Below are 23,612 nucleotides of genomic sequence, written 5' to 3'. Positions count from 1 at the left end.
TTTATGTACACGGCAAAAATTTATGTGACTTACAAACCATCCATCGTGGATCCTCAAGGAGAAGTGATACAGGCAGCTTTACAACGAATGAATTATCAGGGTATCAGCAGTGTTACGCAAGGGAAATACTTTGAAGTCAACTTAGCAGCGCCTAATGTGGCAGCCGCTAAGAATGAGGTAGCCAATTTTACTGACGCCTTACTAATTAATCAAAATACTGAAACCTACCGTTTTGAACTTGTTTCAACCGATGATGAGGTGCAGGCATGAAAGCAGCTGTGATTACCTTTCCAGGATCCAATTGCGATTTAGATTTGTTTCATGCTTTAGCTGATTTGGACTTTGAACCCACGGTGGTTTCTGCTCAAACCACCGACCTGTCAAACTATGACGCAATTTTTTTGCCCGGTGGTTTTTCTTATGGTGATTATTTAAGAAGTGGTGCTATTGCCCGTTTTGCACCAGTTATGGCGGCTGTTAGCCAAGCTGCGGCGGACGGCAAAATTGTGGTCGGTATTTGCAATGGTTTTCAGATTTTGACTGAAGCTGGTCTGTTACCCGGTCAACTGTTTGGCAATGAACAACCTGGTTTCATTTGTGACGAAGTCGATTTATTAATTGATAATTCTAATACGACCTATACCAATGCCTATGCTGATTCACGGATTAAAATACCAATTGCTCACGGTGAGGGAAATTACTATGTTGATTCAGCAACGTTAGCGGAAATGGAAGCCAATCATCAAATTGTTTTCCGCTACGCCGACAACCCCAATGGGTCGGTGGCCAATATTGCTGGGGTGATGAATCTAGCTGGTAATGTTTTTGGCATGATGCCCCATCCAGAGCGGGCAGTGGATGCCATTACGGGCAATACGGACGGACATCCGTTTTTCAAAAGTATATTACAGACGTTGGGTATGGCAGTAGGAAGGAAATAAGATGACGACCAGTAGGCTTAAAGAGCTAACGCCACAGCAAATTCTTGATTCAAAATTATACTTACAATGGGGATTGACCGAAGAGGAATATCAGCTGATTGTCACTGAGCTAGACCGCCTACCCAATTTTACCGAGACTGGTATTTTTTCAGGAATGTGGTCGGAACATGTGTCCTATAAGAAATCAAAGGCTGTTTTACGTAAATTTTGGTCACAAAATGAGCGCGTGCTACAAGGACCGGGTGAAGGGGCTGGCATTTTAGACATTGGGGATCATCAGGCAGTTGTGTTTAAGGCTGAAAGTCATAATCATCCTAGTTTTGTGGAACCCTATGAAGGGGCAGCAACTGGTGTTGGTGGGATTTTACGTGATATTTTTTCCATGGGAGCTCAGCCAATTGCCGTCTTAGATTCACTGCGTTTTGGTGAACTGAATAATGCTCATACGAAACACTTGGTCGATGGTGTTGTGGCTGGGATTGCGGGCTACGGCAATGCAATTGGTATTCCTACCGTAGGTGGGGAAATGGCCTTTGATGATGTCTACGCCGGTAATCCTTTGGTAAATGTCATGGCCGTAGGTTTGATGGATCAAGCCACGATGCAGGTTGGTCAAGCAAAAGGGGTAGGCAATGCCATTATTTATGTCGGAGCCAAAACTGGTCGAGATGGTATGAATGGAGCCTCCTTTGCCTCGGCTGAATTTTCGAGTCAGGAAAAAGCCGACCGAGCGGCTGTGCAAGTTGGCGATCCTTTCTTAGAAAAGTTAGTTATGGATACAACTTTAATGGCTATTCGTGACCATGCCGACATCATTGTTGGTATTCAAGATATGGGGGCGGCTGGTTTACTATCCTCCAGTGCTGAAATGGCCGATAAAGCTGGCATGGGAATTGAATTAAATTTGGATTTGGTCCCTCAGCGAGAAACAGGGATGATTCCCTACGAGCTGATGCTTTCGGAATCACAGGAAAGAATGCTCTTAGTTGTGAAAGCTGGCCAAGAATCAAAAATTTTAGACCTATTCCGAGAAAATAATCTTGATGCCCAAATGATTGGTACTGTCACTGATAATGGCCGTTATGTTTTGAATTTCCAAGACAAAGTCGTGGCGGATTTACCTTTGCGATTCTTGACTCATCCACTTGAACCAAAGTTAGCTGAGCAAAAGCCAAAACGTTTGGAAAATTTCATTAAAAGTCAGTATCAACCCGATGTTAGTGATTTGACGGCAACGATTAAACAATTAATTGGTCAAACTACCATTGCTTCCAAGGCCTCACTTTTTCGCCATTTTGATTCGATGGTACGGGCAGATACAGTGATTAAACCCGGTGGTGATGCTAGTTTGGTTAGAATTCGAGGCACTAAAAAAGCCTTGGCAATGACTACTGATGTCAATGGTCGTTATCTTTATTTAGATCCGAAAAAAGGCGGACAAATGGCCGTAGCCGAAGCGGCTCGAAACATTGTGGCAACTGGCGCTTTACCTATTGGAATTACGGACTGTTTAAATTTTGGGTCACCCGATAATCCAGAAGTATATTACGAACTCAATCAGGCAGTGGCTGGTATTAATAGCATGGCTAAACTGCTGAATACGCCGGTTATTTCTGGCAATGTGTCCCTGTATAACGAAACTGATGGGCAGCCAATCTATCCGACTCCAATGATTGGGATGGTTGGCTTATTAGCAGACGTAGAGCAGGCTTTAACGATTGGTTTTAAAAAGGCCAGTGATCTAATTTATCTGGTTGGGGCAACTAAAGACAGTTTTACCGGGACTGAAATTCAAAAAATGCAGACTGGTAAAATTACTGGTCAATTGTTTGACTTTAATGCCGAAGACGAATTGGCCGCCCAAAAATTAGTTTTACAGGCTAATCAAGCTGGTTATCTTGCCAGTGCACATGATCTAGCTGAGGGGGGATTGGCAGTTGCCTTGTTAGAAGCAAGTTTTACCGGTCATTTAGGTTTTAAAATTCAAACGCAGTTACCAGCGAAATATCTCTTTTCTGAAACACCCAGCCGTTTTATCGTTACCGTACCAGCTTCATGTCAGTCAGCCTTTGAGGCATTAGCCGGTAAACAAGCTCAGTACCTTGGAACGGTAGTAGATAGTGATGATTTACAGCTTGAAACCAGTGAAGAAATCGTGCATTTATCACGAGCCGAGCTTCAAAAAATTTATCAGGAGAGTATCACATGGCAACTAAAGGACTAGGAAAAACCAGTGGTTACAGTGACGAAGGCCTTCATGGATTAAATGAAGAATGTGGTATTTTCGGTATTTGGCAGCAAGCTGATGCGGCCCAACAAACTTATTATGGATTACATGCTTTGCAACATCGTGGTCAGGAAGGAGCTGGCATTGTTGTTAACCAAGGCGGTCAATTTAAACGTGAACGTGGTTTGGGCCTACTCAGTGATGTCTTTAGTGACCCTCAACGGATGGCGGTTTTAAGCGGAACTAGTGCTATTGGCCATGTTCGTTATGCTACAGCTGGTTCACATGGCTTAGAAAATATTCAGCCCTTCATGATGACCGTGGGGATGGATCAAATGCTAGTAGCGTTAGCACACAATGGTAATTTAACCAATGCTTTATCGCTTCGAGCTGCTCTAAAAGCACAAGGGGCAATCTTTAATACTTCTTCTGATTCAGAAATCCTGTTGCATTTACTAAAAAGTGCTCCTCAAACTAATTTTACGGATAAACTGAAATCATCTCTCAAGCAATTACGGGGTGGTTTTGCTTATATTTTAATGACCCCCCATGGGTTGTATGCAGCGTTAGATCCGCATGGTTTTCGACCCTTTGTTATTGGCCAAATGTCCACAGGAGCTTACGTAGTTACTTCCGAAACTGCGGCTTTAGATGTCGTTGGGGCCAATTTTATTCGGGATGTTCAACCGGGTGAGCTGATTACTATCAATGACGAAGGTCTGACAATTGATCACTTTACCGATAAAACAACCTTAAATATTGACTCCATGGAATACATTTATTTTGCCCGACCCGATTCAAAGATACATGGTGTGAGTGTTTATCAGGCACGTAAAAAAATGGGACAGGCCTTAGCTCAGGAGCAACCAGTGCCAGGAGCTGATATGGTCGTTGGAGTTCCTAATTCAAGCTTATTAGCGGCTGCTGGGTACGCGCAAGTCGCCGGCTTACCCAATGAAATGGGATTGGTAAAAAATCAATATATTGCCCGTACTTTTATTGAACCAACCCAGGATAAACGAGAACGAGCAGTAAGAATGAAGCTTAGTGCGGTCAGGGAAGTCGTTACAGGTAAGAAGATTGTTTTAGTTGACGATTCAATTGTTCGTGGTACCACCTCAATGTATATTGTTCGCATGTTAAAAGCCGCTGGAGCTAAAGAAGTCCATGTGCGCATTGCTAGCCCAATTTTAAAATTTCCGGCTTTTTACGGAATTGATATGCAAACTACTGCGGAGTTGCTTGGGGCTAATTACACTTTGGAGCAAATGTGCCACAAAATCGGTGCCGATTCATTGGGATTTTTGTCGGTAGAGTATCTGATTAAAGCAATTGATTTACCCTTTACTGGCAGCGGTAGTGGCCTAACAACGGCCTATTTTGATGGCCATTACCCCAGCCCTATTTATGATTATCAGCCAGAATTAGCACAAGCATCGCTTGCAGGACAAGTTGATTTTGCGCCGGAACCTAGTCAGACTTATCAGCCATCACAAGTAATTTCGTTGAAAAATGAAGCCCTAATGTTTTCCAGTCATAAGACTGTGAGTAAACAATTGAAGGAGGCCCAAAGTTGACCCAAGAAAACGCCTATCAAGCAGCGGGAGTTGATATTCAAGCAGGGCAAACCGCCGTTCAATTAATGCAAGCTGCGGTAGAAGATACTTTTACGCCGAACGTTTTAAATGGACTCGGTGGCTTTGGCGCCATGTTTTCTCTAGGTTCTAGTTACCACAATCCAGTGTTAGTTGCCGGCGCCGACGGGGTTGGTACTAAATTACTTTTGGCCATTGCTGCTCATAAGCACGACACGATTGGCCAAGACTTGGTTGCCATGGTGGCTAACGATATTTTAGCCCAAGGAGCAAAACCAGCCTTTATGTTGGATTACCTGGCGGTTGATAAAATGCGGCCAGCAGTGGTAGCCGAAATTGTGACTGGTATTGCCGAAGCAGCCAAGGCAACAGGAATGGCACTAATTGGTGGTGAAAGTGCTGAACTACCAGGTTTGTATGCTCCGTATCATTATGATTTAGCTGCTTTTGCTGTCGGAGTAGCTGAAACGCAAGATTTACTTCAGCCTCAAAATGTCGGGGCTGGTGATGTCTTAATTGGTTTGCCATCGACTGGTCTGCATTCCAATGGTTATTCTTTGGTGCGTTCGGTTTTAAAGCTTAAAACTGAAAATGATTTTCAAAATCTAGCACCAGCATTACAAGACGCACTGCTAAAACCAACCGCCCTTTATAGTAGCGCTGTTTGGCCGTTAATTAATCAGCACTTAGTTACCGGCATTGCCCACATTACTGGTGGTGGTCTATTGGAAAATTTACCTCGAGCCTATAGCGATAATTTAACTGCTCAGCTTAATTGGGGTTCTTGGCCAATTCCAATGATTTTTAATACCGTGCAGACTGCTGGAGAATTAAGCCTGCAAGACATGCTCCTAACTTTTAATAATGGTTTGGGTATGGTATTAATTGTCAAAAAACAGCAGGTGGAGGGGGTGATGCACAGTCTGACAGAATCACAACAGCCAGCTTATGTAATCGGCGAAATGGTTCCTAAAAAACATGAAAGCGTAATCTTGAATGGGGTGGCGCCATGGTAAAAAAAATTCGCCTGGCGGTCTTTGCCTCAGGGAGGGGAACCAATTTAGCGGCTTTACAAACAGCCATTGTTCAAAAAGATTTACCGGCACAGATTGTGCGGGTCATTGTAGATCAACGCCAAGCCGGTGCCTTCGAAATTGCTGCTAAGTGGAATTTACCAGCTAGGTTAGTGGATTATCGACAATATTCTAATAAAAGTGCGGCTGAAGAAGCGATTTTAGACCAGTTAGCCCAAGATCAGGTTCAAGGAATTTTACTGGCCGGTTATATGCGGATTTTATCCCCTACAATGGTTCATGCCTATGCTGGTAAAATCATCAATCTACATCCAGCCCTCTTACCAGCTTTTCCTGGTCGTCAAAGTATTTTAGATGCCTATCAAGCTGGGGTTAATCAAACTGGGGTAACTGTTCATTTTGTTGACGATGGGGTTGATACGGGGCAAATTATCGCCCAGCAAAGGGTGATACGTTATCCTGACGACCAATTAAGTGATTTAGAAAATCGAATTCATCAAGTTGAGCATCAGTTATATCCGCAAGTTTTAGCAGAGTTATTAGAAAAAGGAGTGTTTACAAAATGAGTCGAGCATTATTAAGTGTTTCTGATAAAAGTGGTTTGGTGCCTTTTGCGCAAAAGTTGGTTGATTTAGGCTATGAGTTAGTTTCGACAGGTGGAACCTATCGCACTTTAACTGAAGCTGAAATTCCAGTTATCCCAATTGATGAAGTGACCAATTTCCCGGAGATGTTAGACGGGCGGGTTAAGACCTTGCATCCCCGTGTTCACGCCGGTATTTTAGCTCGGCGGGACTTACCAGAACATATGGAGAAATTAGCCGAATTTAATATCAAACCAATCGATTTAGTGGTTGTAAATTTATATCCCTTTAAAGAAACAATTCAAAAACCGACTGTTACCCAAGAACAAGCGATTGAAAATATCGACATTGGCGGTCCTTCTATGTTACGATCTGCAGCTAAAAATTTTGCAGCCGTACTCCCAATTATTGACCCCCAAGACTATGACACCGTTATTGAAAAACTTAGTGCGGGAACAGCGGACCAAAATTTCCGCCAAAAATTAGCAGCTAAGGTATTTCAACACACTGCCGCTTATGATGCTTTGATTGCTGATTATCTGATAGATAGTGAGTTTCCAGCTAGCTTAACCTTACCCTATGATAAGTTTGGCGACCTTCGTTATGGTGAGAATGCCCAACAAAAGGCGGCTGCTTATACTGATGCTTTGCCTGAAAGTTACTCAATTTTACAGGCTGATATTTTGCATGGGAAGCAGCTGTCTTATAACAATATTCGTGATGCAGATGCGGCCCTACGCATTATTGCCGAATATCCCGATACAACTGTAGTGACCGTAAAACATATGAATCCTGCTGGAATTGCTCAGGGGAAAACCATTGAAGAGGCTTGGGATAAGGCCTTTGCTGCCGATGATGTTTCCATTTTTGGTGGAATTGTCGCTTTGAATCGTGAGGTCGATGCGCAAACGGCGACTAAAATGCACAGTATTTTTCTAGAAATCATTATCGCACCCAGTTATACTCCGGAAGCTTATGAAATCTTGGCTGCTAAGAAAAATTTGCGTTTACTAACGCTGCCATTTACTAACCAAATTCCGCAAGAACTCGAGGTGACTTCGGTCTTAGGTGGGATGTTGGTTCAAGAACGTGATTTGGTCGAGGAATTACCGGAAAATTGGCAGGTCGTTTCCAAGGTGCAACCAACTTCCGAGCAGTTAGCAAGCATGCTCTTTGCCCAAAAAGCGGTGAAACATGTTAAGTCAAATGCTATTTTGGTCGCTCAAAATGGGCAAACATTAGGCATTGGCGCCGGTCAGCCCAATCGAATTGATTCAGTTGTCTACGCCATTAATAAGGCCCAAGATAAAGCTGGCTTTGAGCATGCAGTTTTGGCTTCGGATGCGTTCTTCCCAATGGCTGATTCAGTTGAATATGCTGCCCAACATGGTATTCAGGCGATTGTCGAGCCGGGTGGGTCAATCAAGGACCAAGATTCAATTGATAAAGCCAATGAGCTTGGCGTGGCCTTAGTCTTCACTGGTAATCGCCACTTTAAGCACTAATTCAATGGGGAAAACATGAAAAAAGTATTGATAGTTGGATCAGGAGCACGGGAACATGCTTTAGCTCAAACCTTTCTAAAAAGTTCACAGGTTGACCAAGTTATCGTTGCTCCTGGCAACGATGGGATGACGGATACTGGTTTAAAAATAGTGCCCATTCCGGTCACAGATTTAGTAGCACTTCGGCAATTGGCCTTAGATCAACAAATTGATTTAACCTTTGTCGGCAGTGAAGACCCCCTGACCTTAGGAATTGTTGACGCATTTCAACAAGTTGGCTTAGCCATTTTTGGGCCTAGCCAAGCCGCTGCCCAATTAGAAGGTTCCAAATCTTTTGCTAAAGACTTATTAACTAAATACAATATCCCTACTGCTCGGTCAAAAACGGTCCACTCATTGAGCGCAGCCGCTGTTCTCCCAGATATATTTGGTTACCCCTTAGTAGCTAAATTAGATGGTCTGGCTTTAGGTAAGGGGGTTAGCATCATTGTAGATGAGCAACAGTATCAGGATTACCTTCAAAATATCTTTACAAAAGATCCGCAAGCTACCTTGGTCATCGAGGAATTTTTAAAGGGCGTTGAATTTTCAATTTTTTCTCTAGTTGGTAAAGATGGAACGGTGGTTCATACCCCCTTAGCACAAGACCACAAACGCCGTTTTGATCATGATTTAGGGCCGAACACCGGGGGGATGGGGGCTTATAGTCCACTGACCTGGGTGAGCTCCGCTCAAAAGCAAATGGCAATTGATCAATTAGTAACGCCCATTTTATCGGCTATGCAAAGTGAAAATACGCCCTTTGTTGGAGTTTTGTACACTGGGGTGATGTGGACCAAAACTGGACCCAAGGTTATTGAATATAATGTGCGTTTTGGTGATCCAGAAGCCCAGGTCGTTTTACCACAGTACCAGGGTGATTTTTATACGTTAATTATGAATTTGCTTGATGGAAAAGTAGGGCAGTCAGACTGGCAAAGTCAGGATATTTATTTGGGCGTTGTTTTAGTTGCACCCGGCTATCCTGAATCTCCCCAGGCGGGTGCAGTAGTACCAACAGTAGCGCAAGTAGCTCCCTTAACAATTAATTATGCCGGAGTTAAAGACGGCCAAGCAGCCGGTGGCCGGATCGCAACTGTTGTTGCTCATGCTCAAAGGACCAGTTTGGCACAAGCAGAGGTTTATCGTAAACTAAATGTAATCGATACAGCGTTAGCCTATCGCCGTGATATTGGCTATCAAGCCAACATTAATCATCTTTGATTTAAAAAAGGGGAAGTTATGCAAACAGATATTGAAATTGCGCAAGCGGCAGAAGTTTGGCCAATTCAAAAAATTGCCCAAGCAGCTGGCATAGAAGAACATGAATTGGCACCATATGGCTACGATAAAGCTAAAATTAATTTAGATTCTCAGGTTAAACGTTCCCCAGATTTAGGTAAATTAATCTTAGTGACTTCGATTAATCCTACCCCAGCTGGAGAAGGAAAGTCCACGGTAACAGTTGGTTTAGCTGATGCCTTGGCCATGGCCGGTAAAAAAACGATGATTGCTTTACGGGAACCTTCCCTAGGTCCTGTTATGGGGTTAAAGGGTGGTGCCACCGGTGGCGGTCAGTCCCAAGTTGTACCCATGGCTGATATTAATCTACATTTTACGGGAGATTTTCATGCCCTAACTTCGGCCCATGATACTTTGGCTGCCTTGTTGGATAACAGTTTGCAACAGGGGAATCCGCTGAACATTGATCCGCGACGGATTATTTGGAAACGAGTCCTCGACATTAATGATCGAGCCTTGCGCAATACCGTAATTGGTATGGGTGGTCCTAAGTCAGGAGTCCCTCGCACTGATGGATTTGATATCACGGTTGCTTCCGAACTAATGGCTATTTTGACGCTGTCCACTAGTTTAATGGACTTAAAAGCTCGGATTAAAAAAATCGTGGTGGCTTATACCTATGATGAAGAACCTGTAACAGTTGATGATCTAGGAGTGGCCGGTGCCTTAACCGTCATACTTAAGGATGCGATTAACCCCAATCTAGTTCAAACTTTAGCTCATACGCCAGCCATCATTCACGGGGGTCCTTTTGCCAACATTGCCCAAGGAACTAATTCAATTTTAGCCACTAAAACCGCCCTCCAGCTAGCTGATTATGCCGTGACTGAAGCTGGCTTTGGTGCCGACCTAGGTGGTGAAAAGTTCCTAGATGTCAAAGTGCCTCTGTTGGGTAAAACTCCTGATACGATTGTAATTGTTGCTACCGTTCGAGCCCTCAAACATCACGGTGGTGTCGCTTTAGCTAATCTAAACGAGGAAAACTTAACTGCCTTAGCCACCGGCTTAGAAAATTTGGGTCAACATTTAGCCGCCATGCAACGCTATGGAGTGCCAGTACTTGTTGCTATTAATCAATTTACGGCCGATACACCAGCTGAGATGCAGTTAATCAAAGATTATGTTCAAGAGCATGGTGCTCAGGCCTATGTCGCCAATGTTTGGGGACAAGGTGGGGCTGGTGCTCAAGAATTAGCTCAAGCCGTAATTGATACTACTGCAAAAGAAAGTGATTTTAAGCCTCTTTATCAAGCTCAAGACTCAGTGGAAGATAAAATCAACGCTATTGTCCAAACGATTTATGGTGGAGCAGGTTTTGAATTATCTGCTCAGGCTCAACGTCAATTAGCCGAATTTCAGCGGCGGGGTTGGGATAAGCTACCAATTATCATGGCTAAAACGCAATATTCTTTGTCTGACGATGCTAAGCAACTAGCCCGACCAAAAAACTTCACCATCCATATTCGTGAATTTATTCCGAAATTAGGAGCTGGTTTCCTAGTAGCATTGACCGGTTCAATTCTAACAATGCCGGGTCTACCAAAACATCCCGCTGCTTTAGATATTGACATTGACGAAAATGGTCGCATAACCGGACTATTTTAATTAGTTAAAATGCTACTAGACCAACCAAATTGGGGGAGTGACTCACATGGAAAATCGTTGGATTCGCGCTGCTTTACCTGCCTTATTAATTCATGGTTGTATTGGGACTGTTTATGCCTGGAGTGTTTTCAAACAGGCGATTGCTAGTCAAATTGGTGCTTCAGTTGCCAATGTCGAATGGGCTTTTTCCTTGGCTATCTTATTTTTAGGCTTATCAGCGGCTTTATTAGGCCACTTTGTCGAAAAAGATATTAAAAAATCTGCCTTACTAGCCACTTTTTTCTTTACGGTGGGGATGATTGGCACTGGGATTAGTATTCAGCAAAAATCACTGATTGGTATTTATCTTTTTTACGGGGTGGTTATGGGAATTGGTCTTGGGATTGGCTACCTAACACCAGTGAAAAATCTGATGCTCTGGTTCAAAGAAAATAAAGGCTTAGGTACTGGTTTAGCAGTGGCTGGATTCGGCTTAGCCAAGATGATTTTTTCACCCATTATGGTCAGTTTACAGTTGACTTTTGGCCTATGGCAGATGTTTGTGATTTTAGGATTTGTTTTTGCCATTTTGATGTTAATGGGATGGGTATTGATTCAAAAACCAGCCGGTTGGGTGGAAGTTCCACTTAAACAAGCTTTTAAACCCTGGGCCTTTTTCAAGAATCGTAATTTTATTGGAATTTGGTTAATGTTTTATTTAAATATCACGGCTGGTTTGGCCATTATTTCTCAGGAAAAAGATATTTTAATGGAACTCAAAAGCTCGTCTGGGTCTCTGGTCTTTTCCCTAGCAGCAATGACCACGATTATCAGTATTGATGCTTTCTTCAACGCTGCCGGACGAATTGGCTTTGCCACTTGGTCAGATAATTTAAAAGATCGCAATACCATTTATCAAATTATTTTTATCTTGTCTTTAGTGGTTTCCCTCCTATCGTTTACGCTTCCTAATTACAATAATTTTTTGCCAATCGTGATTGTCATCGCTTTCTTCTCGATTAATGCTGGTTATGGTGGAGGTTTTTCAGCCTTACCACCGCTATTGGCTGATCGCTTTGGGATGCGGGCAATCTCTAAAATTCATGGTCTGGCCCTCACTGCTTGGGCTGCAGCTGGTCTAACGGGGAATCAATTAGCCAGTTTGATTGTCCATGGTTTGAAATTACCTTATCAAGATGTCTTTTTAGCGATTGCTGTTCTGTATTTGTTGGCTTTGGCTATTAGTCGTTATGTGGTAACCCCAAGACGAATGTTATTGGATTAATTTTTAATGTTCGTGTTTTTCAGTAATTATTGAAATATATTTTGAATTAGATAATAAATAACGAATAAAATTCATAATTTAGCTGTTATACTGGTTATAGTACAGAAGAGAACACTAGATAAGGAAGTAAACAATGCTAGAACGTTATTCTCGTCCCGAACTGCGCCAAATTTGGTCCTTAGAGAACCAATATCAGAGCTGGCTCGACGTTGAAATTGCCGTAATTGCTGGTTGGGTAGCCATTGGACATGTTCCGGCTGAAGATTTGGCTCAGATTCGAGCCAGGGCCAGCTTTGACATCGATCGAATTGCTGAAATTGAGCAATCAACTCGGCATGATGTGGTCGCTTTTACACGTAATGTGTCCGAATCCTTGGGTGAGGAACGTAAGTGGATTCACTACGGTCTAACTTCTACTGATGTGGTTGACACAGCTCAAGCTTTACGTTTACGTCAGGCCAATCAGGTCATTAAAGCTGATTTACAGGAATGGCGTGAAGCTATTAAGCGTTTAGCCTTGGCTTATAAAGATACAGTCATGATGGGGCGTACTCACGGGGTTCATGCTGAACCAACGACCTTTGGGTTAAAGATGGCTCGTTTCTATGCTTCCGCCACCCGGGCAATTGAGCGTTTTGACCGAGTTGCGGCTGAAGTTGAGACTGGTAAACTATCTGGTGCCGTGGGAACTTTTGCCAACGTGCCACCAGAAGTTGAGGCGGTAGCCATGCAAGAATTGGGACTAACGGCTCAACCCATTGGCTCTCAAGTTTTGCCTCGAGATTTACATGCGGATTACATCCAAACGATTGCCCTGATTGGGACCCAAATGGAAGAATTAGCGACTGAAATTCGTTCTTTGCAGCGTTCGGAAATCCATGAAGTTGAAGAAGGCTTTGCCAAGGGACAGAAGGGCTCCTCGGCCATGCCACACAAACGGAATCCAATTGGTGACGAGAACATTACTGGTTTAGCTCGAGTGCTACGAGGCTATGCCGTCACCGCTTTAGAAGATGTAACGCTTTGGCACGAGCGAGATATTTCCCATTCTTCGGCTGAACGAATTATTCTACCAGATGCGACTAGTTTGTTAGATTACATGTTGCACCGTCATACCGGCATTTTGAATAATTTGGGTGTTTTTCCAGAAACAATGCGCAAAAATATGGATCGGACTTACGGTTTGATTTATTCGCAACGACTTTTGTTGAGTTTGATTGATGCGGGTATGTCTCGGGAAGCCGCCTATGATACAGTGCAACCGCTGACAGCTCGCTCATGGGATGAGCAAATTATGTTCCGGGATTTGGTTGATGCCGATCCAACCATTACTTCAAAGTTAACCAAGGAACAGATTGATGACGCCTTTGACTATCATTACCATTTGCGCCATGTCGATGATATTTTCAAGAGAGTAGGCTTAGCATGAGATCACTAATTAATCATCCGGCTATTAAGGGTGTGTTAGCAACTGAGACCGATATTCAAGCTCAGGTGCAACGGGTGGCCAACGAATTGACCGAAGAATTTGCGGAGAGAGAGCAACGGCCAGTTTTCATCGCCGTGCTAAAAGGCGGGGTAATTTTCGCCACTGATTTGTTACGCAAAATGCCTTTAGATGTTGACTTTGATTTTATCGACGTTAAAAGTTATTCTGGTGATTCTTCCACCGGCCAGGTTAAGGTCGTGCACGATGTCAGCATGGATCTAACAGGACGTGACGTCGTCGTTGTCGATGAAATTATTGATTCGGGTCGGACCATGCAGTGGTTGAATGACTACTTTGAGTTGAAGGGTGCTGCTAGCGTCACAACCGTAGCTTTGGCTGATAAAAAAGCCGCTCGGGTGGTTGACTTTGAAGTTGATTATGCTGGTCTGGAAGTTCCCGATGAGTTCTTGGTCGGTTACGGTATGGACTATAATAATTCCTTTAGAAATCTGCCGGTGATTGCCGTGGTGGATTTGGATAAGATTGATTTGATATGATTTTTAAAAGCTGACTGAGGTTGGCTTTTTTTATTCAAAAAAATAGCAAATATTTTGCTATTTTCCTCCACTGTTATTCCAAACCCATTTTCATATCCAACACTTGTAAATCCTTTTGCTCAGCGCGGCTATCATCTTTATTAATTTCAATGAGCATATTGTATCGAATTCTAACTACTGCTGGTGATGTAGATTGTATAGTATACCCAAAGTAGTATTGATGAGGTTGGTTAACCTTTTCGATGTACAGATTCTTATCTTCAAAATTCTCCCATTTAATCTTGGAATCATTATTAATTGCCTTTTTTAGTGCCTCTCTAGCTAAAATGAACATTTCATCTTTTTGTTTGTTCGATGACAATTGGTTAACCTTATCAGATAACACAACGTGATTGCCCTCATCCTGGTAGTAGGGTAGTGCGTGATTATTTTCGGCTAAGAGTCCTAGACTCAAAATCGTAAGGGCAACGCTAACAATTGCGACTATCAGGTACTTATATTTTTTCTGCATATTTATTCTCCTTTACGCAAACCGTAGATTTGAAGACTTTCTGTCTTCACTATAGGCCATGTTTTATTTGCATGTTTTTAATCACAATCCTGTATAATTTAAGGAAACAAATCAAGGAGTCAATCACATGGGAAAATTAGATAAGTTAATTAAAGGTATTGGCGCCAGTGCCTTAACATCAGTTGCGATTGATGAAGTGGCCAAAATGGCAAGTAAAGAACTAGAAAAACGTAGTCATTACGTTAAATTACCGGATGTTCGTTCTCTTCCAGTTAGTGAAGCTGAATCAATTTTGCAAGATTACGATTTTAAGTATTCTCTAGTAAAATTACCCCCAGATGCCAAGTACGCAGATGTACTGATCAATCATGTTGTGCGCATGACTCCTCACGGGGGCGCCAATGTTGATCCAAAAACTTTTATTAAAATTTACTATGCTGACGAGCAAACGATTCAAGCTAGCCAAGTACTAGCAGAAAAATTAGCCGAAGAAAAAGCCTTAAAAAAGGCTAAGAATCAAGCAAATATTAAACATGTTGTTGATGTGACTGCTAAAGTATCCTCGAATGTGACCGAAAAATTACATTTAAAGAAATCAATCGAAAAAAAGGAAGAACAGTAGAGCTGGTTAAAGACTATGATAAAGCGCCTCAGTAGAGTGTTCTTTAGTACTTTTTAACCTTAACAGTTCGATGAAAATAGCAAAATTTAAGTATAGGTTACTAAATGACTAGTATTAATGAATCTAGCTACAAAAATATAACCGCTAACGAGCGCATTCTATTTGATGCACTGCAAGAAGTGGCTATTAAACTTGAAGATAGCAATGAAAATCCAGTATCGCTTTCGCTATACTTATGGGATTATGGGATTCGTGATCCTGAAGCGAAGAGCAAGTTGATTAAGGCCACCATTGAAGTTATTCTGTCTGCTAAGGATTCGATGAAGTTAACCTTAGCTGATTTTCATAGCCAATTTTCAAAAGTAATCGATGGTTTATCAGATGTCGAAGAAGAAAGGCAATTTATTATTTATACAGTTACCTGGATTGGATTGAATATTTTTCCATCGGCTTATCCGGTTGCTAACAACTTAGATGAATAACAATTTAACGAATAAAAAGAGTAGCTCAACTCAATCAGCTACTCTTTTATTTATTTTGAGTGAAAATTTAATTGTTAAAGTAATCGACATTACTCAACCAAAAACTCTAGCCAGCCGTACTGCGAAGCACCCGTTCCAACGATGACGCCTTCGGTATTAATTTGCCATAATTTTGTCTGTGCTTTTAAATTATGTGTTTGACAAAAAGTTGCTAAAGATTGCAGTCCTCGTTGAATTCCTTGTGCAGTATTCTCAACAAAGATACAAGCATAATGGCCAGCTACTTTAGTTATAGTTGGTAAAGCCGTGGTTTGGATATTGGAATTGGTCACCTCTTTAATAACTCGAAAGGCAGCGTTGTCATAGCCTCGCGGATTAGCTACAGATAAATCAGTTAAAAAGCCAGATTGGCCAATACTCATAATCGAAACTGGTGCTAACTGCTGATAGAACTGTGAGAAGAGCTCCGCCACCTCAGCTTCGGTACAGTTGACAGATTTATCAGAACACCAGAAAATCGTTTCAGCACGTTTAGCCATTACTGGTTGATATAAAGTAGGCTGTATTAAATCTACTTTCTCAGTTGTTTTATGCTGAATAATTTCCCGTATGCGCGTAAGTTCTGTAATCTTATCATCAATACGTTGTTGTGCACTTAAAAGCTCTTGTGAAGAGTGATGATGTTGTAAATCATTTTTAATTGTCCTGATTTTATTTAAGGGAATATCCAAATTTCGTAGCCCCAGGATAAATAATAGATCATATAATTGCTGGTAGTCATAAAAACGATAGCCAGATTCATTTTTATAAATTGGTTTAAATAAACCCTGTTCGTCATAGAAAATTAAGGTGCGGCGAGTTGTTTGGGCTAATTTAGCCATTTCACTAATTTTTAACATTTTCATAGTTCCTTGACTGTAACGTTACGATACAGTTTATAATTGTACTTACGATAACATAATATTTTATGTAAGAGGGAGTTGATTATATGTCCCAACAAGAATCTCTTTTTGCCAGTACGTCTCAAAACATGCCATTAGCGAATCGAGTTCGTCCTCAAAATTTAGACCAGTTCGTAGGACAACAGGATTTACTCGGTCATGGGAAAATACTACGTGAGATGATTGATAATGACCAGGTTTCCTCCATGATTTTCTGGGGACCACCAGGCGTTGGGAAAACAACCCTGGCCGAAATTATCGCTCGACAAACGCAGGCCGCCTTTCTTAGTTTTAGTGCAGTTGACAGTGGTATTGCTAAGATTAAAAAAATTATGAAGCAGGCTGAAGATGATCAAAAGGTCGGTCAAAAGACGATTGTTTTTATTGATGAAATTCATCGCTTTAATAAAGCTCAGCAAGATGCTTTCTTACCTTATGTCGAGCAGGGAAGTATTATCCTAATCGGCGCAACAACAGAAAATCCATCGTTTGAAATTAACTCGGCCTTATTGTCACGTTGCAAAGTTTTTGTGTTGCATCATTTACTGCAAGATGATCTCGTTGAATTATTAAAAAACACTTTAAGTAACCCAGCTGGATTTGGTAAACAAAAGATTAATATTGGTCAGGATGAACTTGAAGCTATTGCTAACTTTTCCGATGGTGATGCTCGGGTAGCTTTGAATACTTTGGAAATGGCGGTGTTGAATGGTAAGGTAGTTAGCCAAACGACAACTATTACAATTGATGACTTATGCCAGCTAATTAATGAAAAATTTGTACTTTATGATAAAAATGGTGAAGAGCATTATAATATTATTTCTGCCTTACATAAGTCAATGCGCAATAGCGATGTAGATGCGGCTATTTACTGGTTATCACGCATGTTAGCTGGTGGTGAGGATCCGCTTTATATTGCTCGACGTTTGGTTCGATTTGCTAGTGAAGATATTGGTTTGGCCGATACCAACGCGCTTAATTTAACTGTTAATGTTTTTCAAGCCTGTCAGTTGATTGGAATGCCAGAATGTGATGTCCATCTGGTCGAAGCCGTTACCTATTTATCATTAGCACCTAAATCAAATGCGATTTATAAGGCACGTCTAGCAGCAGCTAAAGATGTAAAACAGTCTAAAAATGAACCAGTACCGATGCAGATTCGTAATGCACCCACTAAATTAATGAAAGATTTAGGTTATGGGAAGGGCTATCAGTTGGCGCATTATGCGCAAGATAAGCTCACTAACATGCAAACTATGCCAGATTCATTGCAGGGACATGTCTATTACAAGCCAACCACGCAAGGAAATGAGAGTCGTTTTAAAAAGCGACTAGAACAGATTAAGGAATGGCATCAAGAACACTATGGGGAGTGAACCATGCAAACCGAAAAAGAAGCAGTTAGTCAAATTGAAGTACGTGGGGGACAAGTCCATAATTTAAAAAATATTGACGTAGACATTCCACTTAACCAGTTTGTAGCCATATCAGGACCCTCTGGATCAGGAAAAAGTTCATTAGCCATGGGTATTCTTTATGCTGAAGGATCTCGACGGTATTTGGAAGCGTTGTCGACCTATACTCGCCGTCGGTTGGGGCAAAGCCAAAAAACCCAGGTTCGAGAAATTAAACATATTCCTTCGGCTATTGCCCTTCGTCAAAGACCTGGTGTGCCTTCAGATCGTTCAACAGTTGGTTCAATGAGTGAATTGTTCAATGTTGTACGTCTCATTTTTTCTCGATTAGGCTCTGCTGTTTGTCCTAATGGACATCGGATTAAACCAAGCTTAGCGATTGCTCAAGCAATGGATTTACCGGCTGGCCCTGACAGTAAGATGGGTATTATTACTTGTCCAACTTGTGGGGTTGAATTTATGGCTAAATCAGCCGAAGATTTTTCTTTTAATGCCAGTGGTGCCTGTCAACAATGTCATGGCACTGGCCAAGTTCGAGAATTGGATGAGAGTAAATTAATTAGTGATGAGAATCTAAGTATTGCCAATGGAGCTGTAGCCTCATGGCACTTACCAGGCCGAAATTTCATGGCTAGTGTGGTGGCAACTTTGGGTGTCCGAATTAACGTACCTTATAAGGAATTAGCAGCTCACGAAAAAGACATTGTATTGCACGGTGAAAAAAAGCAATACCCAGTTGATTTTCGTACCTCAACCGGTCGGGTATTCCACACCGATAACACATTATATGAGAATGCTTATGAAGCGGTTTATGAATCATTAAAGAATATTAAAAGTGATCGTTCACTGAAAAAAATTAATCAATTTTTCCATTTTTCGACTTGTCCTAAATGCCATGGCACTCGCTTGGATCCTTCTGTGTTAACCCAATTAGTAGCTGGTCAAAATATTGCTCAAGTATCGGCACTATCACTAGGGCAGCTTAGCAATTGGCAAAAGGAAACGATGGCTGATTTGCCTGTTGAAATGCAAACAATGGCAAAGGCGTTGTTTGATAATCTATTAGATACTTTACGCCCAGTTCTAGAATTAGGATTAGATTATTTAACATTGGATCGAGCTGGCAACACCCTGTCAACGGGGGAACTGCAACGTATTCAGTTAGCACGTACCTTGCGAACTGAAACAACTGGCGTTTTATATGTTCTAGATGAACCTTCAATTGGATTGCACCCTGACAATGTGAAAGGTTTACTAAATGTCTTTCGCAAATTGGTGGCTCAAGGAAATTCATTGGTTGTCGTAGATCACGATGCTGATATTGTCGGCGCTGCCGATTGGGTCATTGAAATCGGACCTGGTTCAGGATCAGCAGGTGGCCAAGTTGTAGCCCAGGGAACGCCAATGGCACTAACAAAAAATCCGAACTCCTTGATTGGGCCATTTTTAGCCGGCACTGCTCAAATTATGCATGCAAAGGTTAAGGTGGAGAGTAAGTTTGATCTTCCTGATACTCATTTGGTAGTGCAAAATTACTTTAACATCAAGAATATCAGTGCGACGATTCCTAGTAATGAAATTACCGCTATCACTGGCTTTTCAGGAGCAGGGAAAACTAGCTTAATATTTAATAGCTTGATTCCGGCTATTCAAGCGCAAAATAATGGGCAAGGTCTGCCGTCTCAGGTTAAAGATTTGCATACATCGTTAACAAGTGTAGTTAGCGTTGATGCCAAACCAGTTGGAAAAAATACTCGTTCTACGTTGGCCACTTATACCAGTATTATGAATAATTTGCGTCGAATGTTCGCCGATTTACCCGAAGCTAAGGTAAAAAAATACGGGATTGCTTATTTTTCTTATAACAACAAAGAAGGTGCTTGCGAGCACTGTAATGGTCAAGGAACAATTTCGTTAGATATTCAATATTTGCCTGATATTGAAGAAACCTGTCCTTACTGTCATGGTAGTCGATATAAGGACGAAATTCAGCAAATTAAATGGCATGGATATAGTATTGTGGATTTACTAAACCTTTCAGTAAAAGAAGCAATACCGGTATTTGAAGCTGTTCCAGCAATTGAGAAACAGCTAAAATTACTAGATGAGATTGGCTTAAACTATCTTCATTTAGGTGAAAGTACACCCAGCTTGTCAGGGGGTGAAGCTCAGCGTTTAAAGTTGGTTAATCACCTCAACAAATCTCAAAAGCAAACCTTATTCGTATTTGATGAACCCTCAATTGGACTACATCCCCTTGATATTCAAGTCTTATTAGGTGTTATCAATCAACTGAAAAGTCGTGGAGCAACGGTCATTATTATTACGCACGATTTAGACTTGATGACTAATGCTGATTATCTGATTGATTTAGGGCCGCGTGGCGGTTCAGCAGGTGGTCAATTGGTTGCCCAAGGAGTACCGGAAACATTAGTAAAAAATCCTAAAAGTCTGACAATTCAGTATTTGGCAGCACATTTTAAAAAGTTTTCATTAATTTAGAAGTTAGAAAAAAGACGCCAATTGACGTCTTTTTTTGGTACTATTCCTGTTCTTGATTAGGGTAGGGTAATAAGTAAAATTCTCCATTTTGAAACTGACCTAAGAAAATTTGATCAGAAGCATATTGTTGCCCATTAATTTGCAAATGTTCTTTTAAAACAGTTTGATTTAAGTGAGCAGCTTTAAGCTCGTTGTCATTGATATTACCATCAACAATTATGGAGTATACGCGCTGACTATCGTCATCAGATACAGTAATTGAACCATTACGTTCGAATACGGCTTCATCAATATCATGAATATTGTGAATCCCACTGGTTCGCAAGTTAAACAATAAATCATCAGCTGTCATTCCTGCTCTAAGGATGGCTGCCACGTCAACTTTACCGTTCTTAATTACCGTGAAAGGATTTCCAATCAATAAATGATGGAAAATTTTAGTATTCTGTGACATAAAACGACTACTGAAAATAATAATTGACCATAATAGTAGGACCAGTGTAAATTCTAAAATGGTAATTGTTTGGCTATAAATCATTCCTCCGATGATACCTCCCAAAACATAGTTTTGCATTTGGTCAATTACGGTTGATTGAGATAGGTTAGATTTACCGGACAGGTTAATTTGTACCACAATCATAATAAAACCAATTAATAACTTCAGTCCTAAAGTGACATAATTATTATCAGCTAGATTAAAAGAAATACTGTTCTTAGTAATGTAATTAATATTTTCTGATGCAAGTGATTTTGTTTCGGCTAGTCGATAACCGGTGTGTTTGTTGTCTAATTGTACTGTGTAATATTGATTTTTCACTTTAATAAGCATGCCATCAGACAAATTGGTAGAATCAGCGTAGATATCATTTGTAGAAACATTTTGATCATGGCTAATTTGTTTTAAAAGATGGGCAACTTCGTGACTGTTAGATAAACTATTACTATTGATGTTATTAATTTGGACGCCAATAATAAAAGCCACGACGAGTGACAGTAAAATAAATAAATCTCTAAATTTTAAATCACTTCGATTTTTTAAGTATTTATAAACTGAAAAAGCAAAAATTAAACCAACCCCGATTACCAAAAATAGAAAGATGTAATCCATTGTGCTATGATTTTGGTTTAAAAAATTATAAGTGTATAAATTCATAATCTCTTTTCCTTAAATTACGGTTTTAGTTAAATAACGTTAACATTATAGCGCGATTAAAGAATGGGTTCTTAGGTATTTTACTAGTGAGAATACCTTAATTACCTTTAATTCGTATCAAATGTTATTGAATTTAAAAATTAAAGTTGCCAATAAGTTACCTACAATTCTAGCAATCACTTTTTATGTTCATTTTTTGGTTTAAACTAGCATTATCAAAACTTGGGAGTTCATAGTGAAAAATTACTTATTCGATTTTGATGGTACGCTGGCTAATTCGGAAGAAGCAGCCCAACTAGCGACGAAAGCGGCCTTTCAAAAAGTTGGTTTAGTTGCACCAACGACAGCACAAATCAACTATTATATGGGTATTCCCATCGAAGTATCTTTTAAGAAGATGGCGGAAAATCATCATTTTACAGAATCTGAGTTTGAGGCTTTGTTAAATGTATTTCGGCAATATTATCGTGAATTTGAAAGCGAGCATATTACTTCATTTGATGGTATGCAATCAACCTTAGCGCAGCTAGTTGCTGAAGGAAAACAACTTTTTGTTGTTTCTAGTAAACGATCCGATTCCTTAATGAGGAACTTACATACTCTAGGAATTGCTGAATATTTTCAAGATATTCTGGGATCAGACATGGTCACAGCCTTTAAACCTGCACCAGATGGTGTTTTGGCTATTTTAGAAAAATGGCAGTTAAATCCAGAAGAATCAATTATGATTGGCGATGCCATTTTTGACTTACAGATGGGCAAGGCAGCCCAAGCTCATACCTGTGGAGTAACCTGGGGAGCGCACGATGTGGCTAGTTTGCAAGCAGAAAATCCCGATTATCTAATTCAAGTGACTACTGACTTACTTTAAAATTAAGTGAAAAGACTAATTATCACATTTGTGGTAGTTAGTCTTTTATTGTTAAGGTAATTGTTCTTTTTTAGTAACAACATAGTGAATGAAATTTTTACTGGTAATTGATAGGCTGCTCTGATTAAGATAGGCGATTTCAATTGACTGAACGATTTCAGGTACTGTTGCGGCGTGGGCAATTTTAAAATCTGAATTACCAACCATTAATTCTGAAACGAGACTAACGCCTAATCCGGCTTCCACCATGGCCATGACGGTATAATCATCTTGAATTTGATCTTTAATGTGAGGATTTACGCCAATTTGATCAAAGGCTAGGGTGACATCGCTATGAGAACCCTCTGGAATTAAAATAATATTATTTGACTGCTGTGTTAAATCTTGTAAACTAACAATTTTTTGCTGGGCAAGGGGATGGTTGGAAGCCATTACGGCCAGTAAACGCTCTTTTTTAAGAGGAATAGTTTTTAAACCACCATTTAAAGTTTGTTTTAAGAAGCCAAAGTCCACGCGTCCTGCTAAAATATCATCTTTAATTTCATCGTAATCACCTTGATATAAAGTAAAGTGAACTTGTGGATATTGGTCCTCAAAGCCCTTAATTAAAGCTGGTAACCAATAACGGGAAATACTATTGCTAGCACCAATTCGCACAGTCCCAGTTTCTAGACCTTTAAGATGGTCAGCCATTTCTTTCATGTCCAAATATTGTCGTGTTATTTTTTGAAATTCTGGATATAATTTGTGTCCAGCAGGAGTTAGATGGATACCTTTACGAGAACGTTTTAAAAGTACCAGATCAAATTCTTTCTCTAAATTTGCGACGGTTTGGCTAATGGCCGATTGAGTATAGCCTAGTTCTTTGGCTGTTTTGGTAAAACTGCCAGTTTCAATTATTTTTTGAAAAACGAAAAAACGATTCATTTGATTATTATTCCTAATGTTTTCATTAAAAAGATTAATTTTACTAATCTAATTAGCATTGATACCATTATTAAGTTCCTAATGAACAGGAGCATTAATAATGACT

The 23,612-nt window shown here is 40.7% G+C and carries 21 protein-coding genes; 17 read left to right on the top strand and 4 right to left on the bottom strand.

Annotated features, from left to right (window positions below):
- The first annotated feature begins 3 nt into the window (after window positions 1-3).
- From purS to hpt, 12 genes are all read left to right on the top strand, one after another.
- Entirely contained in the window at window positions 4-270 is a 267-nt protein-coding gene (gene purS / locus M4974_RS04270) for a phosphoribosylformylglycinamidine synthase subunit PurS (RefSeq protein WP_248706107.1), read from the top strand.
- Complete coding sequence (gene purQ / locus M4974_RS04265) at window positions 267-941, top strand: phosphoribosylformylglycinamidine synthase subunit PurQ (RefSeq protein ID WP_248715779.1); 675 nt, start codon at window positions 267-269, stop codon at window positions 939-941. The genes purS and purQ overlap by 4 nt, the downstream gene beginning before the upstream one ends.
- Before the next feature lies 1 nt (window position 942).
- Window positions 943-3,165, top strand: a complete 2,223-nt coding sequence (gene purL, locus M4974_RS04260) for a phosphoribosylformylglycinamidine synthase subunit PurL (protein ID WP_248706109.1) — start codon at window positions 943-945, stop codon at window positions 3,163-3,165.
- Window positions 3,147-4,745, top strand: coding sequence for an amidophosphoribosyltransferase (gene purF / locus M4974_RS04255; RefSeq protein ID WP_248715778.1), 1,599 nt, complete (start codon window positions 3,147-3,149; stop codon window positions 4,743-4,745). The genes purL and purF overlap by 19 nt, the downstream gene beginning before the upstream one ends.
- Window positions 4,742-5,779 carry a phosphoribosylformylglycinamidine cyclo-ligase gene (purM, locus tag M4974_RS04250; RefSeq protein WP_248715777.1) on the top strand — a complete coding sequence of 346 codons (1,038 nt, stop codon included), beginning with the start codon at window positions 4,742-4,744 and terminating at the stop codon, window positions 5,777-5,779. Before purF ends, purM begins: the two co-directional genes overlap by 4 nt.
- Window positions 5,773-6,363 carry a phosphoribosylglycinamide formyltransferase gene (gene purN, locus M4974_RS04245; protein WP_248706112.1) on the top strand — a complete coding sequence of 197 codons (591 nt, stop codon included), beginning with the start codon at window positions 5,773-5,775 and terminating at the stop codon, window positions 6,361-6,363. Before purM ends, purN begins: the two co-directional genes overlap by 7 nt.
- Window positions 6,360-7,886 (top strand): bifunctional phosphoribosylaminoimidazolecarboxamide formyltransferase/IMP cyclohydrolase, encoded by a 1,527-nt coding sequence (purH, locus tag M4974_RS04240; protein ID WP_248706113.1) that lies wholly within the window; start codon window positions 6,360-6,362, stop codon window positions 7,884-7,886. The genes purN and purH overlap by 4 nt, the downstream gene beginning before the upstream one ends.
- Window positions 7,887-7,901: 15 nt before the next feature.
- Window positions 7,902-9,149, top strand: coding sequence for a phosphoribosylamine--glycine ligase (gene purD / locus M4974_RS04235; protein ID WP_248706114.1), 1,248 nt, complete (start codon window positions 7,902-7,904; stop codon window positions 9,147-9,149).
- An 18-nt stretch (window positions 9,150-9,167) separates the two neighbouring features.
- Window positions 9,168-10,832, top strand: a complete 1,665-nt coding sequence (locus tag M4974_RS04230) for a formate--tetrahydrofolate ligase (protein WP_248706115.1) — start codon at window positions 9,168-9,170, stop codon at window positions 10,830-10,832.
- Window positions 10,833-10,878: 46 nt separating this feature from the next.
- Window positions 10,879-12,096 (top strand): OFA family MFS transporter, encoded by a 1,218-nt coding sequence (locus tag M4974_RS04225; protein ID WP_248706116.1) that lies wholly within the window; start codon window positions 10,879-10,881, stop codon window positions 12,094-12,096.
- Between the two features lie 133 nt (window positions 12,097-12,229).
- Complete coding sequence (gene purB / locus M4974_RS04220; RefSeq protein WP_248706117.1) at window positions 12,230-13,525, top strand: adenylosuccinate lyase; 1,296 nt, start codon at window positions 12,230-12,232, stop codon at window positions 13,523-13,525.
- Entirely contained in the window at window positions 13,522-14,082 is a 561-nt protein-coding gene (hpt, locus tag M4974_RS04215) for a hypoxanthine phosphoribosyltransferase (RefSeq protein ID WP_248706118.1), read from the top strand. The genes purB and hpt overlap by 4 nt, the downstream gene beginning before the upstream one ends.
- Before the next feature lie 73 nt (window positions 14,083-14,155).
- On the opposite strand, the gene M4974_RS04210 is transcribed toward hpt, so the two are convergent.
- Entirely contained in the window at window positions 14,156-14,593 is a 438-nt protein-coding gene (locus M4974_RS04210; protein WP_248706119.1) for a hypothetical protein, read from the bottom strand.
- A 127-nt stretch (window positions 14,594-14,720) separates the two neighbouring features.
- On the opposite strand from M4974_RS04210, the gene M4974_RS04205 reads away from it, so the two are divergent.
- Both M4974_RS04205 and M4974_RS04200 read left to right on the top strand, forming a co-directional pair.
- Complete coding sequence (locus M4974_RS04205) at window positions 14,721-15,215, top strand: PASTA domain-containing protein (RefSeq protein ID WP_248706120.1); 495 nt, start codon at window positions 14,721-14,723, stop codon at window positions 15,213-15,215.
- 104 nt (window positions 15,216-15,319) lie between these two features.
- Window positions 15,320-15,697, top strand: a complete 378-nt coding sequence (locus M4974_RS04200; protein ID WP_248706121.1) for a hypothetical protein — start codon at window positions 15,320-15,322, stop codon at window positions 15,695-15,697.
- An 89-nt stretch (window positions 15,698-15,786) separates the two neighbouring features.
- Here the strand turns inward: M4974_RS04200 and M4974_RS04195 are convergent, their stop codons facing one another.
- On the bottom strand, window positions 15,787-16,596 hold the full coding sequence (locus M4974_RS04195; protein WP_248706122.1) for a MerR family transcriptional regulator: 810 nt from the start codon (window positions 16,594-16,596) through the stop codon (window positions 15,787-15,789).
- An 89-nt stretch (window positions 16,597-16,685) separates the two neighbouring features.
- Between M4974_RS04195 and M4974_RS04190 the strand changes: the two genes are divergently transcribed.
- A complete protein-coding gene (locus M4974_RS04190; protein WP_248706123.1) occupies window positions 16,686-18,014 on the top strand; it encodes a replication-associated recombination protein A in 1,329 nt (442 codons plus the stop codon).
- Window positions 18,015-18,017: 3 nt separating this feature from the next.
- Window positions 18,018-20,555 carry an excinuclease ABC subunit UvrA gene (locus tag M4974_RS04185; protein WP_248706124.1) on the top strand — a complete coding sequence of 846 codons (2,538 nt, stop codon included), beginning with the start codon at window positions 18,018-18,020 and terminating at the stop codon, window positions 20,553-20,555.
- A 40-nt stretch (window positions 20,556-20,595) separates the two neighbouring features.
- Here the strand turns inward: M4974_RS04185 and M4974_RS04180 are convergent, their stop codons facing one another.
- Complete coding sequence (locus M4974_RS04180) at window positions 20,596-21,708, bottom strand: DUF3290 family protein (protein ID WP_248706125.1); 1,113 nt, start codon at window positions 21,706-21,708, stop codon at window positions 20,596-20,598.
- A 235-nt stretch (window positions 21,709-21,943) separates the two neighbouring features.
- Between M4974_RS04180 and M4974_RS04175 the strand changes: the two genes are divergently transcribed.
- Complete coding sequence (locus M4974_RS04175) at window positions 21,944-22,579, top strand: HAD family hydrolase (protein ID WP_248715776.1); 636 nt, start codon at window positions 21,944-21,946, stop codon at window positions 22,577-22,579.
- A 51-nt stretch (window positions 22,580-22,630) separates the two neighbouring features.
- Here M4974_RS04175 and M4974_RS04170 read toward each other — a convergent pair whose 3' ends face one another.
- A complete protein-coding gene (locus M4974_RS04170; protein ID WP_248706127.1) occupies window positions 22,631-23,506 on the bottom strand; it encodes a LysR family transcriptional regulator in 876 nt (291 codons plus the stop codon).
- Between the last annotated feature and the right edge of the window lie 106 nt (window positions 23,507-23,612).

Origin of the sequence: Convivina praedatoris (genome assembly GCF_933208495.1) — a bacterium.
Classification (GTDB): domain Bacteria; phylum Bacillota; class Bacilli; order Lactobacillales; family Lactobacillaceae; genus Convivina; species Convivina praedatoris.
Note: the sequence above shows the minus strand (reverse complement) of the source record. Positions and strands in the feature narration are given on the sequence as shown.

Coding starts and splice junctions, on each gene's coding strand:
- purS (WP_248706107.1), top strand. CDS start 4: ATGTACACGGCAAAAATTTATGTGACTTACAAACCATCCATCGTGGAT.
- purQ (WP_248715779.1), top strand. CDS start 267: ATGAAAGCAGCTGTGATTACCTTTCCAGGATCCAATTGCGATTTAGAT.
- purL (WP_248706109.1), top strand. CDS start 943: ATGACGACCAGTAGGCTTAAAGAGCTAACGCCACAGCAAATTCTTGAT.
- purF (WP_248715778.1), top strand. CDS start 3,147: ATGGCAACTAAAGGACTAGGAAAAACCAGTGGTTACAGTGACGAAGGC.
- purN (WP_248706112.1), top strand. CDS start 5,773: ATGGTAAAAAAAATTCGCCTGGCGGTCTTTGCCTCAGGGAGGGGAACC.
- purH (WP_248706113.1), top strand. CDS start 6,360: ATGAGTCGAGCATTATTAAGTGTTTCTGATAAAAGTGGTTTGGTGCCT.
- purD (WP_248706114.1), top strand. CDS start 7,902: ATGAAAAAAGTATTGATAGTTGGATCAGGAGCACGGGAACATGCTTTA.
- M4974_RS04230 (WP_248706115.1), top strand. CDS start 9,168: ATGCAAACAGATATTGAAATTGCGCAAGCGGCAGAAGTTTGGCCAATT.
- M4974_RS04225 (WP_248706116.1), top strand. CDS start 10,879: ATGGAAAATCGTTGGATTCGCGCTGCTTTACCTGCCTTATTAATTCAT.
- purB (WP_248706117.1), top strand. CDS start 12,230: ATGCTAGAACGTTATTCTCGTCCCGAACTGCGCCAAATTTGGTCCTTA.
- hpt (WP_248706118.1), top strand. CDS start 13,522: ATGAGATCACTAATTAATCATCCGGCTATTAAGGGTGTGTTAGCAACT.
- M4974_RS04210 (WP_248706119.1), bottom strand. CDS start 14,593: ATGCAGAAAAAATATAAGTACCTGATAGTCGCAATTGTTAGCGTTGCC.
- M4974_RS04205 (WP_248706120.1), top strand. CDS start 14,721: ATGGGAAAATTAGATAAGTTAATTAAAGGTATTGGCGCCAGTGCCTTA.
- M4974_RS04200 (WP_248706121.1), top strand. CDS start 15,320: ATGACTAGTATTAATGAATCTAGCTACAAAAATATAACCGCTAACGAG.
- M4974_RS04195 (WP_248706122.1), bottom strand. CDS start 16,596: ATGTTAAAAATTAGTGAAATGGCTAAATTAGCCCAAACAACTCGCCGC.
- M4974_RS04190 (WP_248706123.1), top strand. CDS start 16,686: ATGTCCCAACAAGAATCTCTTTTTGCCAGTACGTCTCAAAACATGCCA.
- M4974_RS04185 (WP_248706124.1), top strand. CDS start 18,018: ATGCAAACCGAAAAAGAAGCAGTTAGTCAAATTGAAGTACGTGGGGGA.
- M4974_RS04180 (WP_248706125.1), bottom strand. CDS start 21,708: ATGAATTTATACACTTATAATTTTTTAAACCAAAATCATAGCACAATG.
- M4974_RS04170 (WP_248706127.1), bottom strand. CDS start 23,506: ATGAATCGTTTTTTCGTTTTTCAAAAAATAATTGAAACTGGCAGTTTT.